19 protein-coding genes and 1 other annotated feature are annotated in these 13,891 nt (G+C 52.5%); of the genes, 10 read left to right on the plus strand and 9 right to left on the minus strand.

The window, feature by feature from the left end; translation table 11 throughout:
• Positions 1 to 25: 25 nt before the first annotated feature.
• On the plus strand, positions 26 to 280 hold the full coding sequence (cedA, locus tag ACOTX5_RS17435) for a cell division activator CedA (protein WP_071524159.1): 255 nt from the start codon (positions 26 to 28) through the stop codon (positions 278 to 280).
• A gap of 48 nt (positions 281 to 328) precedes the next feature.
• Here cedA and tcyP read toward each other — a convergent pair whose 3' ends face one another.
• From tcyP to hxpB, 4 genes are all read right to left on the minus strand, one after another.
• Complete coding sequence (tcyP, locus tag ACOTX5_RS17440) at positions 329 to 1,720, minus strand: cystine/sulfocysteine:cation symporter (RefSeq protein ID WP_015570743.1); 1,392 nt, start codon at positions 1,718 to 1,720, stop codon at positions 329 to 331.
• A gap of 127 nt (positions 1,721 to 1,847) precedes the next feature.
• The gene (locus ACOTX5_RS17445; protein ID WP_015570742.1) at positions 1,848 to 2,438 is read right to left on the minus strand and encodes a metal-dependent hydrolase; all 591 of its coding nucleotides are present in this window, start codon (positions 2,436 to 2,438) and stop codon (positions 1,848 to 1,850) included.
• A 95-nt stretch (positions 2,439 to 2,533) separates the two neighbouring features.
• Positions 2,534 to 3,295, minus strand: a complete 762-nt coding sequence (gene kduD / locus ACOTX5_RS17450) for a 2-dehydro-3-deoxy-D-gluconate 5-dehydrogenase KduD (protein WP_017384658.1) — start codon at positions 3,293 to 3,295, stop codon at positions 2,534 to 2,536.
• A gap of 128 nt (positions 3,296 to 3,423) precedes the next feature.
• Positions 3,424 to 4,095, minus strand: coding sequence for a hexitol phosphatase HxpB (gene hxpB / locus ACOTX5_RS17455; protein ID WP_003857825.1), 672 nt, complete (start codon positions 4,093 to 4,095; stop codon positions 3,424 to 3,426).
• Positions 4,096 to 4,236: 141 nt separating this feature from the next.
• Between hxpB and ACOTX5_RS17460 the strand changes: the two genes are divergently transcribed.
• Positions 4,237 to 4,773: a YniB family protein gene (locus ACOTX5_RS17460; protein ID WP_015570741.1), complete on the plus strand. Its 537-nt coding sequence runs from the start codon at positions 4,237 to 4,239 to the stop codon at positions 4,771 to 4,773.
• A 36-nt stretch (positions 4,774 to 4,809) separates the two neighbouring features.
• On the opposite strand, the gene ACOTX5_RS17465 is transcribed toward ACOTX5_RS17460, so the two are convergent.
• From ACOTX5_RS17465 to pfkB, 3 genes are all read right to left on the minus strand, one after another.
• Complete coding sequence (locus tag ACOTX5_RS17465) at positions 4,810 to 5,670, minus strand: fructosamine kinase family protein (protein WP_015570740.1); 861 nt, start codon at positions 5,668 to 5,670, stop codon at positions 4,810 to 4,812.
• A 105-nt stretch (positions 5,671 to 5,775) separates the two neighbouring features.
• Positions 5,776 to 6,066, minus strand: coding sequence for a type V toxin-antitoxin system endoribonuclease antitoxin GhoS (gene ghoS, locus ACOTX5_RS17470; RefSeq protein WP_045911638.1), 291 nt, complete (start codon positions 6,064 to 6,066; stop codon positions 5,776 to 5,778).
• A gap of 91 nt (positions 6,067 to 6,157) precedes the next feature.
• Positions 6,158 to 7,090: a 6-phosphofructokinase II gene (pfkB, locus tag ACOTX5_RS17475; RefSeq protein WP_017693589.1), complete on the minus strand. Its 933-nt coding sequence runs from the start codon at positions 7,088 to 7,090 to the stop codon at positions 6,158 to 6,160.
• A gap of 296 nt (positions 7,091 to 7,386) precedes the next feature.
• Here pfkB and ACOTX5_RS17480 point away from each other — a divergent pair, with 296 nt between their 5' ends.
• The gene (locus ACOTX5_RS17480) at positions 7,387 to 8,145 is read left to right on the plus strand and encodes a DUF481 domain-containing protein (RefSeq protein ID WP_026080717.1); all 759 of its coding nucleotides are present in this window, start codon (positions 7,387 to 7,389) and stop codon (positions 8,143 to 8,145) included.
• 263 nt (positions 8,146 to 8,408) lie between these two features.
• A complete protein-coding gene (locus ACOTX5_RS17485; RefSeq protein ID WP_015570736.1) occupies positions 8,409 to 8,642 on the plus strand; it encodes a hypothetical protein in 234 nt (77 codons plus the stop codon).
• Positions 8,643 to 8,791: 149 nt separating this feature from the next.
• Here the strand turns inward: ACOTX5_RS17485 and yniD are convergent, their stop codons facing one another.
• Complete coding sequence (yniD, locus tag ACOTX5_RS17490) at positions 8,792 to 8,899, minus strand: small membrane protein YniD (protein ID WP_003857815.1); 108 nt, start codon at positions 8,897 to 8,899, stop codon at positions 8,792 to 8,794.
• Between the two features lie 98 nt (positions 8,900 to 8,997).
• On the minus strand, positions 8,998 to 9,090 hold the full coding sequence (yncL, locus tag ACOTX5_RS17495; RefSeq protein WP_071842885.1) for a stress response membrane protein YncL: 93 nt from the start codon (positions 9,088 to 9,090) through the stop codon (positions 8,998 to 9,000).
• A 321-nt stretch (positions 9,091 to 9,411) separates the two neighbouring features.
• On the opposite strand from yncL, the gene thrS reads away from it, so the two are divergent.
• From thrS to pheS, 6 genes are all read left to right on the plus strand, one after another.
• On the plus strand, positions 9,412 to 11,340 hold the full coding sequence (gene thrS, locus ACOTX5_RS17500) for a threonine--tRNA ligase (protein ID WP_003857814.1): 1,929 nt from the start codon (positions 9,412 to 9,414) through the stop codon (positions 11,338 to 11,340).
• A 3-nt stretch (positions 11,341 to 11,343) separates the two neighbouring features.
• Positions 11,344 to 11,886: a translation initiation factor IF-3 gene (gene infC, locus ACOTX5_RS17505; protein WP_023616141.1), complete on the plus strand. Its 543-nt coding sequence runs from the start codon at positions 11,344 to 11,346 to the stop codon at positions 11,884 to 11,886.
• 97 nt (positions 11,887 to 11,983) lie between these two features.
• Positions 11,984 to 12,181 (plus strand): 50S ribosomal protein L35, encoded by a 198-nt coding sequence (gene rpmI / locus ACOTX5_RS17510; RefSeq protein WP_001124225.1) that lies wholly within the window; start codon positions 11,984 to 11,986, stop codon positions 12,179 to 12,181.
• A 50-nt stretch (positions 12,182 to 12,231) separates the two neighbouring features.
• The gene (gene rplT / locus ACOTX5_RS17515) at positions 12,232 to 12,588 is read left to right on the plus strand and encodes a 50S ribosomal protein L20 (RefSeq protein WP_000124850.1); all 357 of its coding nucleotides are present in this window, start codon (positions 12,232 to 12,234) and stop codon (positions 12,586 to 12,588) included.
• A 117-nt stretch (positions 12,589 to 12,705) separates the two neighbouring features.
• Positions 12,706 to 12,830, plus strand: a sequence feature (Phe leader region).
• A complete protein-coding gene (gene pheM, locus ACOTX5_RS17520; RefSeq protein WP_001386830.1) occupies positions 12,711 to 12,755 on the plus strand; it encodes a pheST operon leader peptide PheM in 45 nt (14 codons plus the stop codon). Its footprint overlaps the feature before it by 45 nt.
• Before the next feature lie 62 nt (positions 12,831 to 12,892).
• The gene (gene pheS / locus ACOTX5_RS17525; protein ID WP_003857809.1) at positions 12,893 to 13,876 is read left to right on the plus strand and encodes a phenylalanine--tRNA ligase subunit alpha; all 984 of its coding nucleotides are present in this window, start codon (positions 12,893 to 12,895) and stop codon (positions 13,874 to 13,876) included.
• The last annotated feature ends 15 nt before the right edge of the window (positions 13,877 to 13,891 follow it).

The following is a 13,891-nucleotide window of genomic DNA, read 5'->3' on the forward strand; positions in this document are numbered from 1 at the left end:
TTTCCTGCTTTAAGAATTTGCTTTAGTGAACCCGTCGCTTATGAAACCTCTTCGTCAACAAAACCGCCAGGTTATTAGCTATGTGCCCCGCGTTGAACCCGCGCCGCCTGACCATGCCCTGAAAGTGGATGGTTTTCGCGATGTCTGGATGTTACGGGGTAAATACGTTGCCTTCGTGCTGATTGGCGAGCACTTCCGTCGCTCCCCTGCGTTTACGGTGCCGGAATCGGCGCAGCGATGGGCTGTGCAGACCCGCCAGGATGAAGAGGTTGAAGAATAACAGCCATAAAAAAACCGCCCGCAGGCGGTTTTTTTATTTCAGCCGTGATTAACGATGGGCCAGTTCCGCATCTTCTTCACTGTCGAGAATCGTTTTGTCGGTCTGCTTCAGCCACTGGCTGGTCAGGGTACCGGCGGTCATTGAGCCACTCACGTTCAGGGCGGTACGCCCCATATCGATCAGCGGTTCAACAGAGATCAGCAGGGCAACCAGCGTCACCGGCAGTCCCAGCGCAGGCAGAACGATCAGCGCAGCGAAGGTCGCGCCGCCGCCCACGCCCGCAACACCGGCGGAGCTAATGGTCACGATACCCACCAGCGTCGCAATCCAGACCGGATCCAGCGGGTTAATCCCCACGGTTGGGGCAACCATCACGGCCAGCATCGCCGGGTAGAGACCCGCACAACCGTTCTGCCCGATGGTGGCGCCAAAGGAGGCCGAGAAGCTGGCGATAGACTCCGGTACGCCCAGACGACGGGTCTGTGCTTCCACGTTCAGCGGGATAGATGCCGCGCTGGAACGGCTGGTGAAGGCGAAGGTCAGCACCGGCCAGACTTTGCGGAAATATTTCAGCGGGCTAACGCCGTTCACGCCCAGCAGGATACCGTGCACCACAAACATAATGCCCAGCCCCAGATAAGAGGCGATCACAAAGCTGCCAAGCTTGATGATGTCTTGCAGGTTAGAGCCTGCCACGACTTTGGTCATCAGCGCCAGGACACCGTACGGCGTCAGCTGCATGACCAGACGCACCAGCTTCATCACCCAGCTTTGCAGGGTATCGATGGCTGTCAGAACGCGCTCGCCTTTCGGCGCATCGTCCTTCAGCAGCTTGAGCGCAGCCACGCCCAGGAATGCCGCGAAGATCACCACGCTGATAATGGAGGTTGGGCTTGCACCGGTCAGGTCAGCGAACGGGTTCTTCGGAATGAAGGAGAGCACCATCTGCGGAACGGTCAGATCGGCCACTTTACCCACGTAGTTGGTCTCAATCGCCGTCAGACGCGCGGTTTCAGCGCTACCCTGCACCAGACCTTCAGCAGTCAGGCCAAACAGATTGGTTACCAGCACACCCACCAGCGCCGCAATCAGCGTGGTGAAGAGCAGGGTACCAATGGTCAGGAAACTGATTTTACCCAGTTGAGAGGCATTATGCAGGCGGGCTACGGCGCTCAGAATAGAGGCGAATACCAGCGGCATAACGATCATTTGCAGCAGCTGTACATAGCCGTTACCGACAATGTTGAACCACTGAATAGAATCTTTCAGTACCGGGCTATCGGAGCCGTAAATGGCGTGTAAGGCCAGGCCAAACACCACGCCCATGACCAGACCGACCAGTACCTTTTTCGCCAGGCTCCACTGTTTGTGGCGAGCCTGGGCGAGAAGCAATAGCAATACGACGAACACAACAATGTTCGCGATGAGTGGAAAATTCATCCCCGTTCTCCTGATTTATTATACGGTCGGTTTTTACCGAACCTGTTGGCGCAAGGTTATCAGAAGTGTGATGTCGCGCTTATATCCATATGGAATGGTTTATGACAAAAGTGATTATATTGTCGGTTTAATGTTCAATCTGGTGATTAATAAAACGATTGAACTGAAATTGTAGCGAGTTGATCATTTGCGATGACCAGCGCACTGCACCATTTTCGGGCAATGTCTGCGGCATCCACACGGCATACGCAAACAGCGCCATACACAGAACGCGCTCCAGCTGGTTGCCTTTTTGCGGCACGAGGATTGGCAGACGGAAACGCCAGCGGCAGGGCCAGAGCAGCGGTACACCTGCTGGCGTCAGCATATCGGCGAGGATATGGCTTAAGTAGCCGAGCACCATGCCCTGAATGGCATCCGCCGGGACGATCCAGCTCTCCGGAACCTTCAAATAGAAGAGTGTAAGCAGGCCAAATACGGCCAGCAGGCTGTGGGTAAACCCGCGATGACCAAAGGCTCTGGCGATGGGTTTTGAAATCCACTTCAGCCGCTGGCCAAGGAATGACTTTGGATGATCTATGTCCGGCAGGAGGCAGGTCAGCACGGCGGAAGGGACAATATGCCACCAGTCCCCCTGTGCCAGCACAGGGGTCAGTTCAGCGTTTTTGGCAAACACTGCACAGGCAAGTGAAAAAAGCAGGTGGCCTTCCGCCGTCATGATAAAACCCGGTAAACTGTCGATTCATACAGTATAGGGTTTTTATACAGTGTGTGAAAGAGGTGACGGTGTAACTCTTTGTCACAAACGCACGGTTAGCGCGCCAGCCAGCCACCGTCTACGGCGAGGGTATGGCCGTTAACGTAATCAGAGGCCGATGAGGCCAGGAACACCACCGGACCCTGTAGATCCTCCGGCAGACCCCAGCGGCCCGCCGGAATACGGTCGAGGATCGCCTGGCTGCGCTGCTCATCATCGCGAAGCTGCCGGGTGTTATTGGTCGCCATGTAACCCGGCGCTATAGCATTCACATTAATGCCCAGCGTTGCCCATTCGTTCGCCAGCAGGCGGGTGAGGCCCAGCACGCCGCTTTTGGACGCCGTATAGGAGGGCACCCGGATGCCGCCCTGGAAGGAGAGCATGGAGGCAATGTTAATAATCTTGCCGCCCTGACCCTGCGCGATAAACTGTTTCGCCACTGCCTGAGAGAGGAAAAAGACCGATTTCAGATTGAGATCGATGACCTCGTCCCAGTCCTTCTCGCTAAATTCCAGCGCATCGGCACGGCGGATGGTGCCGGCATTGTTAACCAGAATATCGATGCGGCCCATCTCAGCGACTGCGGTATCCACCACGCTCTGAATACTCTCCTGCTTGCCAAGATCGGCGCGAATCGCGATAAAGCGTCGTCCCAGCGCCGTAACGCGCGCTGCCGTTTCGTCAGGAACCTTGCGGTTAACCCCCACGATATCGCATCCTGCCTGGGCGAGGGCAATGGCCATACCTTGCCCCAGACCGGTATCGCACCCGGTCACCATCGCCACTTTTCCTGCCAGAGTAAAAGCATCCAGTATCATACGCGCCTCAGAAGTCAGGTTATTGTCATTCTGCACGTAAGAATAGGAGTCTGGAATGAGAAAAGCAAATAAAGTAAAACGTTGTTTTGATTTGGCGAGACAGGCAGCCGAAGCTGCCTGAAAGAGCGTTACTCCCCGCGCAGATGGCGGGCAGTCAATTCTTCAAGAGACGTCAGCCTGACGTCCGCGAGGGCAAAACGGGGATCGTGTCGGCCTTCTTCAGCCGGCACAACGATGGAGCGCATACGTGCGGCTTTGGACGCCACCATGCCGTTAACCGAATCTTCCAGCGCCACACAGGTAAGTGGATCCAGCCCCAGTTTCGCGGCGCAGTCCATATATACCTGCGGATGTGGCTTGCTGTAAGGAAGCTTTTCGGCCGAGGCCAGCGCGTCGAAGCTGTCGCGCAGCCCGAACATCGTCAGCACTTTTTCCAGCATATGCAGCGGTGAGGCGGAGGCCAGCCCCACTTTCAGCCCTTGCGCCTTGCACAGGGCGATAGCGTCGCGTACGCCCGGCAACAGCGGCTTATACTCTTCTACGAGGGAGATAGCGCGGTTGATAATGCGCGCCGTTACTTCGTCGCGATCCGGGCCAACCCATGGCTGGTGGGCATACCAGAGGTCAACCACCATATCGATGCGCAGCCCCAGGGTATCGGGAAGCTCGTTACGACGACTGATATCGACGCCGAGGCTGGCCATCACGTCCAGTTCAGCCCGATCCCACAGGGGTTCGGAATCAATCAGCAATCCATCCATGTCAAAAATAGCGGCAAGTATCTGGCGCGGGGTCGACATTACAACATCTCCTTATCTTGGGGGTAAGACAAACGGTGCTAAGCACAAGCAATTTAGCATATTGCATTCAAAGAGCGGGCGAAAATGACCGACAGCAGGTAGACTTAGGCACAAATAACGCGTCTTTATGAAGAGGAACTAATGACGTATCAACAAGCTGGACGCATCGCGGTCTTAAAACGTATTGCTGGTTGGGTTATTTTTATTCCCGCCCTGATTTCAACGCTGATCTCCGTACTCAAATTTATGTACGATCACAGCGAAAAACAGCCGGGCATCAATGCCGTCATGCTTGATTTTGCGCACGTCATGATTGAGATGATGCGGTTTAACACCCCGTTCCTGAACGTCTTCTGGTTCAACTCGCCCACGCCGGATTTTCACCACCAGCTGAATGTCGGTTTCTGGATAATCTATGCGTTGATATTTATCGCGATGGCGTTGCAGGCCTCCGGCGCGCGCATGAGTCGCCAGACCCGCTTTTTGCGCGAAGGGGTGGAAGACCAGCTGATCCTTGAGAAGGCGAAAGGCCCTGACGGGATGAGCCGCGAGCAGATCGAATCGCGCATTGTCGTTCCGCGTCATACCATTTTTGTGCAGTTTTTCCCGCTCTACATCCTGCCGGTCATTATCATTGTGGCCGGGTATTTCTTCTTTACGCTGCTTGGCTTCCTGTAAATCCTAAGGGAAGGGGCGTGAAGCCGCCCCCTCCCGCTATGCCGCCAGAATGCGGTCCAGCGCCCGCTGGGCATTGACCAGATGACTCCCGCCAAACAAAATAGCCCGGTTTATCAAGGTGTACAGCTGATAAACCGGCTGACGATCAAGGAAACCCGCAGGTAACGGCGAGACAGACTGATAGCCATCATAAATTTGCGGCGGCTGTTCAGGGTGCAACGGCAGCATTGCGAGGTCACATTCTCTGTCGCCCCAGTAGCAGGCCGGGTCAAATATATAGGGACCATCAGGCCCAAGTGCACAGTTGTTTGACCATAAATCTCCGTGCAGAAGGGAAGCCTGAGGCTGATGCGAAGCCAGACGCTGCTGAATGTGTTCAACAATCGCGTCGATGTTGCCGAACGCTAATCCCTTTTCAGCGGCCAGCTCCAGCTGCCAACCGATGCGCTGCTCGGCGAAAAAGGTCGACCAGCGGCGCTGCCATGCGTTTGGCTGTGGGGTAGTGGAGAGGTCGTTATCAAAATCGAGCCCGAACTGAGGTTGATCGCTCCACTGGTGCAAACGGGCGATCTGTTGCCCAAGAATAAAGGCGTTGTGCGCATCCAGAGGGCGCGCGGGAAGATAGTTCATCACCAGAAAGCTATAGTCACGATCGCTACCGACGGCTAAAACCTGCGGAACGGTGACTGTTTTACTGCGCGATAACAGCTCAAGCTGATCGGCTTCGGCAGTAAAAATGGGGAGCAATTCACGCTCATCACATTTAACGAAAAGATCGCGCCCGGCGTAACGTAAATGCCATGCGGCATGGATCTCTCCGCCTGGCAGTTCGTTACGCAGTTCAATTTCACCTTCACCCAGCTGCTCACTTAAAAGATGACTGATAGCCTGCCACATGATGTCTCTCCCATGTTGTCTGCCAGATCATAAAGTTAGCGCAAAACGGCTATAAAAAAACAGGAACTAACGCACAACTGAGCGGTTTAATTTTGTACAGGGCACTTATTGTTCTTTTTTATGCCAGTTTTCCCAGCTATCCACATCAATTTCCGTGGCTTTGTCAGTCACGCTTTCCACCAGGCTACTGGCCAGCGCCTTTACCTCTTCCTGACTCAGCGGGCTTATCAGGCCAAATGCCATTGAGCCGAGATCGTGAATATTGCCCTCATCGTCCGTCAGCGTGAGCAGAAAATTGGCGCGCGTGAACGCGTTGTTGAGTTCATTCAGTTCGGTCAGCGACGCCTCATGAATATTCACGGTTACGACGTAGCGGGTGATATCACCACTGCTCATAATTCACCTCGTTGTTATCCTGAAAGTTTTCTTAGCATAGTCGATATGCCCTGTTTAGCGACTTCCCCCTCCATGGGAAGGGGAAGCAGGTTCAGCTTCTCGCCAGGTAATCGACAATTTTCTGGGTATCCGCAAGCGAACACAGACGCGTTCCCTGGTTTATGGTGGCTGCACTCCCTGCCGCAACGCCATAGCGTGCCATCTCCAGAAGCGAAGCGCCCTGCGCCAGCTTCAGCACCATCGCGCCAACCATACTGTCACCGGCACCCACGGTGCTCTGGCTTTTCATCGGCGGTGGCACAACCTGTACAAAGCCCGTCTTGTCGACGGCCAGCGCACCCTGAGGACCGAGAGAGACCACAACGCGATGCGCTTTGCCCGTACGTACCAGCTCTTCTGCGGCAGTACGAACGTCATCAGGCTGGCTGAGTTCTCGATTAACCAGGGCACTGAGCTCTTTCTGGTTAGGTTTAACGAGTTCAAGTTGTCCGGGTTCTAACGCCGCCTTCAGGGCTTCGCCCGAGCTATCGACAATGCAGCGGATGCCGCGCTGGAGCGCCGCCTGAACCAGCGCCGTCAGTTTTTCTGTTTTGACGCCCGGCGGCAGGCTACCGCTGATCACCAGTAATGAGCCGCTTTCAATGGTCAGCACTTTCTCTTCCAGTTGACGAAACTCATCATCGCTTAATTTCGCCCCCGGCATCACAAAACGATATTGCTCGCCGCTGGATTCAACATGGACATGCAGGTTCTGCCGGGTCCAGTCTTTAGCATCGACGGTGTCTACGGCCACCTGTTCATCTGCCAGCAACGCAACCAGATGTTCTCCCGTGGCGCCGCCAGCGGGGAAGATGGCGGTGGCTTTTCCGCCGAGATGGGTAATAGCGCGCGCCACGTTGATGCCGCCGCCGCCCGGCTCAAACACCGGCGCGCTACAGCGCAGCTTACCTTCCGGGTAGATTTGCGGCGTCATGGTCGCGGAGTCGAGGGAAGGGGAGAGTGTCAGCGTATAAATCGAAGCCATCATGACCTCCTTTTATCATGGGTTCTTTTAAGCCTGGCACCGTTTGGCAGGAAGGCAACGTAAATAACAGTATGATTTTAAATATGAATGCTGACAAATAACCTGCGCCGGGCATATAAAATAAAACACGTTTTGGGATCGTTCTTATTCAAAAAATGAAAGAAGAAAATATTGCTATGTTATTTGCGGCTTTTTATAATTTGTTACCTTTCTATGGTCGCCTTGTCATTGATCCGCAAGAAAGTTTCCGAGACCGTGACGGTCTCTTTTTATGTTGTACGGACTCCTTAAATAAAATGAAGCTTTTGAAGACAGTACCCGCAGCACTGATGCTGGCGGGTGGCGTATTTGCGTCACTGAATGCAACCGCCGATGATACCGTTTTTACTGTCATGGACGATCCCTCCACTGCCAAAAAACCCTTTGAAGGTAACGTGAATGCCGGGTATCTGGCGCAATCCGGTAATACGAAAAGCTCCTCCCTGACCGCAGACAGCACCCTGACCTGGTACGGCAACACCACGGCCTGGTCGCTGTGGGGAAATGCCAGCAACACCTCTGCTAACGATCAACGCTCATCGGAGAAATACGCGGTAGGCGGACGTAGCCGATACAACATGACCGATTATGACTACCTGTTCGGGCAGGCGAGTTGGCTGACTGACCGCTACAACGGCTATCGCCAGCGTGATGTCGTGACTGCGGGTTATGGTCGTCAGTTCCTCAATGGGCCGGTGCACAGCCTGCGTTTTGAATTCGGTCCGGGTGTCCGTTACGACGAGTACACCAACGGCGAAGATGAAACCCAGCCGCTGGGTTATGCATCGGGCACCTATGCATGGCAGATGACGGACAACGCAAAATTCACCCAAGGTGTGTCGGTGTTTGGTGCTGAAGATACAACGCTGAACTCAGAAAGTGCGTTGAATGTGGCCATCAACGAACACTTTGGACTCAAGGTGGCGTACAACGTAACCTGGAACTCATCCCCACCTGATTCTGCGCCGGAACATACCGATCGCCGAACCACGATTTCTTTAGGTTATAAAATGTAATATCGTCGGGCCGGGATTATTCTCGGCCCGTTTTTTATTTTCTGAAACTGTGCTTATTTATATTAAACGGCGTTTTAAAATAATGGGTCTGGTTTCATCTTCATAATTTCTCCATAATTAGCCGGCCAGGGCTTATTCAGTTTATTTGACACGAATTGATAAATAATTTGACTAGGCAAGAATGTGATCCAGATCTACACTTACGGCACAGGCGAAAAACTCGCCTCAGGCATATCGCATTAAATAAGTATGAGAATAAAATTATGAAAAAAATCAAAACCGCTACAGCAGCGATGGTGCTTTCCGCACTTTCATTTGGCGTATTTGCTGCTGATAATATGACGCAACCTGCCAGTGACGTTAACAGCCCAATCGGGATCGCTAAAGCCTCGGATGTAGAAGCAGGCTCCAACATTGCCCCTGGCTCTCAGTCTACCGGCCAGTCAATGAATGATGCATTTGATGTACACAAGCTGGTGGCGGGTGAGTGGTCCTGATATTTCAACTGCCACGTGTGACGGAATATATACGCTGTCACAGCCTGTCGAAAACCGGATTATGACGTACCGGTTTTGGACCATAAATTATCGTAAAGATAGTTAAGATTTATTCAGTAAATTCACGGCACGTTTTCGCTGACAAAATATTAGCCCCAGATCATTGCGGCCCAGCGCAGCAGCAACATCGCGCCGCAAATAGCAATTAACACCACGACCATTTTCCAGTGCTTCACGGCAAATCTTTTTGTTGGCATAACCTAATCCTTGTCAGTTGATACCCTTAGTCTACCAAAATCTGCGCCAGAAAGCGCTCAACCCTGGACAACAGGTTATGCCGGAACACCGGTTCGGCTTAAAACCAATGGAATCTGTCAGCCAGAATCAATACCAGGCAAGCAGCGGAAAGTAGATTCAATATCACAACGGTTCTGCTGGATACATTCATGTGATACCCCTTCGATGTTTAAGGACCAAGTCAAGAATAGCTCAGCACTTTCGGATTGCGAGCCTCCGTCAGCAAAAGTTCATGAACGCAGACAAAAGGATGAACGGTTCAAACGGTCGCAGAAGGTGCATTCGCCCTTTCAATAGTGTTACCATTACCCTGCTTGCCGTAAATTCGCATTTATCTGAATCGGCAGGTGCATGATGACGAACCAATTTGACGATTGTTGGTCAGATGGTTTCGTAATCTACTGTTTAATCACGATTATTTTCTTTGTATATGCTCTTATGTGTGGGGCATCACTGCAAATAAGGATATAAAATGCCTGTAATTACTCTTCCTGATGGCAGCCAACGCCATTTCGACCATGCTGTTAGCCCAATGGATGTTGCCCTGGATATCGGCCCTGGACTTGCAAAAGCAACCATCGCAGGTCGCGTAAACGGTGAGCTGGTAGACGCGTCCGATCTGATTGAAAGCGATGCAACGCTTGCGATCATCACCGCGAAAGACGAAGAAGGTCTGGAGATCATTCGTCACTCCTGTGCGCACCTGTTAGGCCATGCTATTAAGCAGCTGTGGCCAAACACCAAAATGGCGATCGGCCCGGTTATCGACAACGGTTTCTACTACGACGTTGACCTTGACCACACCCTGACTCAGGAAGATATCGACGCGCTCGAGAAACGAATGCACGAGCTCGCCGAAACCAACTATGACGTCATTAAGAAGAAAGTCAGCTGGCACGAAGCGCGTGAAACCTTCGTGAAGCGCGGCGAGAGCTACAAAGTCTCGATTCTTGATGAAAACATCGCTCATGATGACAAGCCTGGCTTGTACCATCACCAGGAATACGTCGACATGTGCCGTGGACCGCACGTGCCGAACATGCGCTTCTGTCATCACTTCAAACTGATGAAAATCGCAGGCGCTTACTGGCGTGGCGACAGCAACAACAAAATGTTGCAGCGTATTTATGGTACCGCGTGGGCCGATAAGAAGGCCCTGAACGCGTACCTGCAACGCCTGGAAGAGGCGGCTAAGCGTGACCACCGTAAAATCGGTAAGCAGCTTGACCTGTATCATATGCAGGAAGAAGCGCCGGGGATGGTGTTCTGGCATAACGACGGCTGGACTATCTTCCGTGAACTGGAAACGTTCGTGCGCTCCAAGCTGAAAGAGTACCAGTACCAGGAAGTGAAAGGCCCGTTCATGATGGACCGTGTGCTGTGGGAAAAAACCGGCCACTGGGACAACTACAAAGATGCGATGTTCACCACTTCGTCTGAGAACCGTGAATACTGCATCAAGCCAATGAACTGCCCGGGCCACGTTCAGATCTTCAACCAGGGTCTGAAATCCTACCGCGATCTGCCGCTGCGTATGGCGGAGTTCGGTAGCTGCCACCGTAACGAGCCATCAGGTGCGCTGCACGGTCTGATGCGTGTTCGTGGCTTTACTCAGGATGATGCGCATATCTTCTGTACTGAAGATCAGGTCCGTGAAGAAGTTAACGCCTGTATTCGTATGGTCTACGATATGTACAGCACCTTTGGCTTCGAGAAGATCGTGGTCAAACTCTCAACGCGTCCGGAAAAACGTATCGGCAGCGATGAGACATGGGATCGCGCAGAGGCGGATCTTGCCGTAGCGCTGGAAGAGAACGGTATTCCGTTCGAATACCAGCTGGGCGAGGGCGCATTCTACGGTCCGAAAATTGAATTTACCCTGTATGACTGCCTCGATCGCGCATGGCAGTGCGGAACGGTACAGCTGGACTTCTCCCTGCCGCAGCGTTTAAGCGCCTCTTATGTTGGCGAAGACAACGAGCGTCAGGTGCCGGTTATGATTCACCGTGCGATTCTCGGTTCACTGGAGCGCTTCATCGGCATCCTGACCGAAGAGTTCGCGGGCTTCTTCCCAACCTGGCTTGCGCCAGTGCAGGTAGTGGTGATGAACATTACCGATTCTCAGGCGGATTACGTTAAAGAATTGACGCAGAAACTACAAAATGCGGGCATTCGCGTAAAAGCAGACTTGAGAAATGAGAAGATTGGCTTTAAAATCCGCGAGCACACTTTACGTCGTGTCCCGTATATGTTGGTCTGTGGTGATAAAGAGGTGGAAGCAGGCAAAGTTGCCGTTCGCACCCGCCGTGGTAAAGACCTGGGGAGCCTGGACGTAAGTGAAGTGATTGAGAAGCTGCAACAAGAGATTCGCAGCCGCAGTCTTCAACAACTGGAGGAATAAGGTATTAAAGGCGGAAAACGAGTTCAAACGGCACGTCCGAATCGTATCAATGGCGAGATTCGCGCCCAGGAAGTTCGCTTAACAGGTCTGGAAGGCGAGCAGCTGGGGATTGTGAGTCTGAGAGAAGCGATCGAAAAGGCTGAAGAAGCTGGAGTAGATTTAGTTGAAATCAGCCCTAACGCCGAACCGCCAGTTTGTCGTATCATGGACTACGGCAAGTTCCTTTATGAAAAGAGTAAGTCTTCTAAGGAACAGAAGAAGAAGCAAAAAGTTATCCAGGTTAAGGAAATTAAATTCCGTCCTGGTACCGACGATGGCGATTATCAGGTAAAACTCCGCAGCCTGATTCGCTTTCTGGAAGATGGCGATAAGGCCAAGATCACGCTGCGTTTCCGCGGTCGTGAGATGGCCCACCAACAGATTGGTATGGAAGTGCTTAACCGCGTCCGTGACGATCTGAGTGAACTGGCAGTAGTCGAATCCTTCCCTACGAAGATCGAAGGCCGCCAGATGATCATGGTGCTCGCTCCTAAGAAGAAACAGTAAGGCCTTCAAGCAGCAAAATCTGTGGAGCCTTCGGGCCCCATAGGTTTTGTTCGCCTATGTTTCGTTTATTTAACAATGCGAAGTGGAAGTTATTAAAATGCCAAAAATTAAGACCGTACGCGGTGCTGCTAAGCGCTTCAAAAAAACCGGTAAAGGTGGTTTTAAGCACAAGCACGCTAACCTGCGTCACATTCTGACTAAGAAAGCTACCAAGCGTAAACGTCACCTGCGTCCAAAAGCCATGGTTTCTAAAGGCGATCTGGGCCTGGTCATCGCGTGCCTGCCGTACGCATAAGTCGTTAACGTTTAACTTTTTTAACTTAGAATAGATACAGGAGAGCACACATGGCTCGCGTAAAACGTGGTGTAATTGCACGTGCACGTCACAAGAAAATTTTGAAACAAGCTAAAGGCTACTACGGTGCGCGTTCACGCGTATACCGCGTTGCCTTCCAGGCTGTTATCAAAGCAGGTCAGTACGCTTACCGTGACCGTCGTCAGCGTAAGCGTCAGTTCCGTCAACTGTGGATTGCGCGTATCAACGCAGCAGCACGTCAGAACGGTATTTCTTACAGCAAATTCATCAACGGCCTGAAAAAAGCCTCTGTTGAAATCGACCGTAAGATCCTGGCTGACATCGCAGTATTCGACAAAGTAGCGTTCACCGCTCTGGTCGAAAAAGCGAAAGCAGCACTGGCATAAGCCAGTTGAGAGAGGGGGCTTTGCCTCCTCTTTTCATTTAACACCATCAGAAGATTGACATTTATCCGTGCAGGCTTTTCAATAAGGTCTTAACGGTTTTTACCCTACAAGGTAACGCAAGCATGAATGCTGCTATTTTCCGCTTCTTCTTTTACTTTAGCACCTGACTTCAGGAGGCTAGCGCGTGAAAGATGAAACGAAAAACAGCGCCAGATAAGCCTCCCGATGGAGGCTTTTTTTGTGCCTGAAGTTAAGAGAATACGTCCAACAATTCGGTGTCTGCACCGACATAATGAGGAAAACCATGTCACATCTCGCAGAGCTGGTTGCCAGTGCAACGGCCGCCATTAACCAGGCCTCAGATGTTGCCGCGTTAGACAATGTCCGCGTCGAATATCTGGGCAAGAAAGGGCATTTGACCCTTCAGATGACTACCCTGCGTGAACTGCCAGCAGAGGAGCGCCCGGCAGCCGGTGCAGTGATTAACGAAGCCAAAGAGCAGGTACAGCAGGCGCTGAACGCGCGTAAAGCCGAGCTGGAAAGCGCAGTACTGAATGCGCGTCTGGCGGCAGAAACGATTGACGTTTCTCTGCCGGGTCGTCGTATTGAAAATGGCGGTCTGCATCCGGTGACTCGTACTATCGATCGTATTGAAAGTTTCTTCGGTGAGCTCGGCTTTACCGTGGCGACTGGCCCGGAAATTGAAGATGACTACCACAACTTCGATGCCCTGAACATTCCTGGCCATCATCCGGCACGTGCTGACCACGACACTTTCTGGTTTGACGCTACCCGTCTGCTGCGTACTCAGACTTCCGGCGTTCAGATCCGTACCATGAAGGAGCAGGAGCCGCCAATCCGCATCATCGCGCCGGGTCGCGTATACCGTAACGACTACGATCAGACCCACACCCCAATGTTCCACCAGATGGAAGGTCTGATTGTTGATAAAAACATCAGCTTTACCAACCTGAAAGGCACGCTGCACGATTTCCTGAACAACTTCTTTGAGGAAGATTTGCAGGTTCGCTTCCGCCCGTCCTACTTCCCGTTCACCGAACCGTCTGCGGAAGTTGACGTGATGGGTAAAAACGGCAAATGGCTGGAAGTGCTGGGCTGCGGCATGGTGCATCCAAACGTGCTGCGCAACGTGGGTATCGATCCGGAAGTGTATTCCGGCTTTGCGTTCGGTATGGGTATGGAGCGTCTGACCATGCTGCGCTACGGCGTAACCGATTTACGTGCGTTCTTCGAAAACGATCTGCGTTTCCTCAAACAGTTTAAATAAGGGCAGGACAGAACA

The organism is Enterobacter cloacae complex sp. IR5441 (assembly GCF_049238215.1).
GTDB lineage: Bacteria > Pseudomonadota > Gammaproteobacteria > Enterobacterales > Enterobacteriaceae > Enterobacter > Enterobacter hormaechei_C.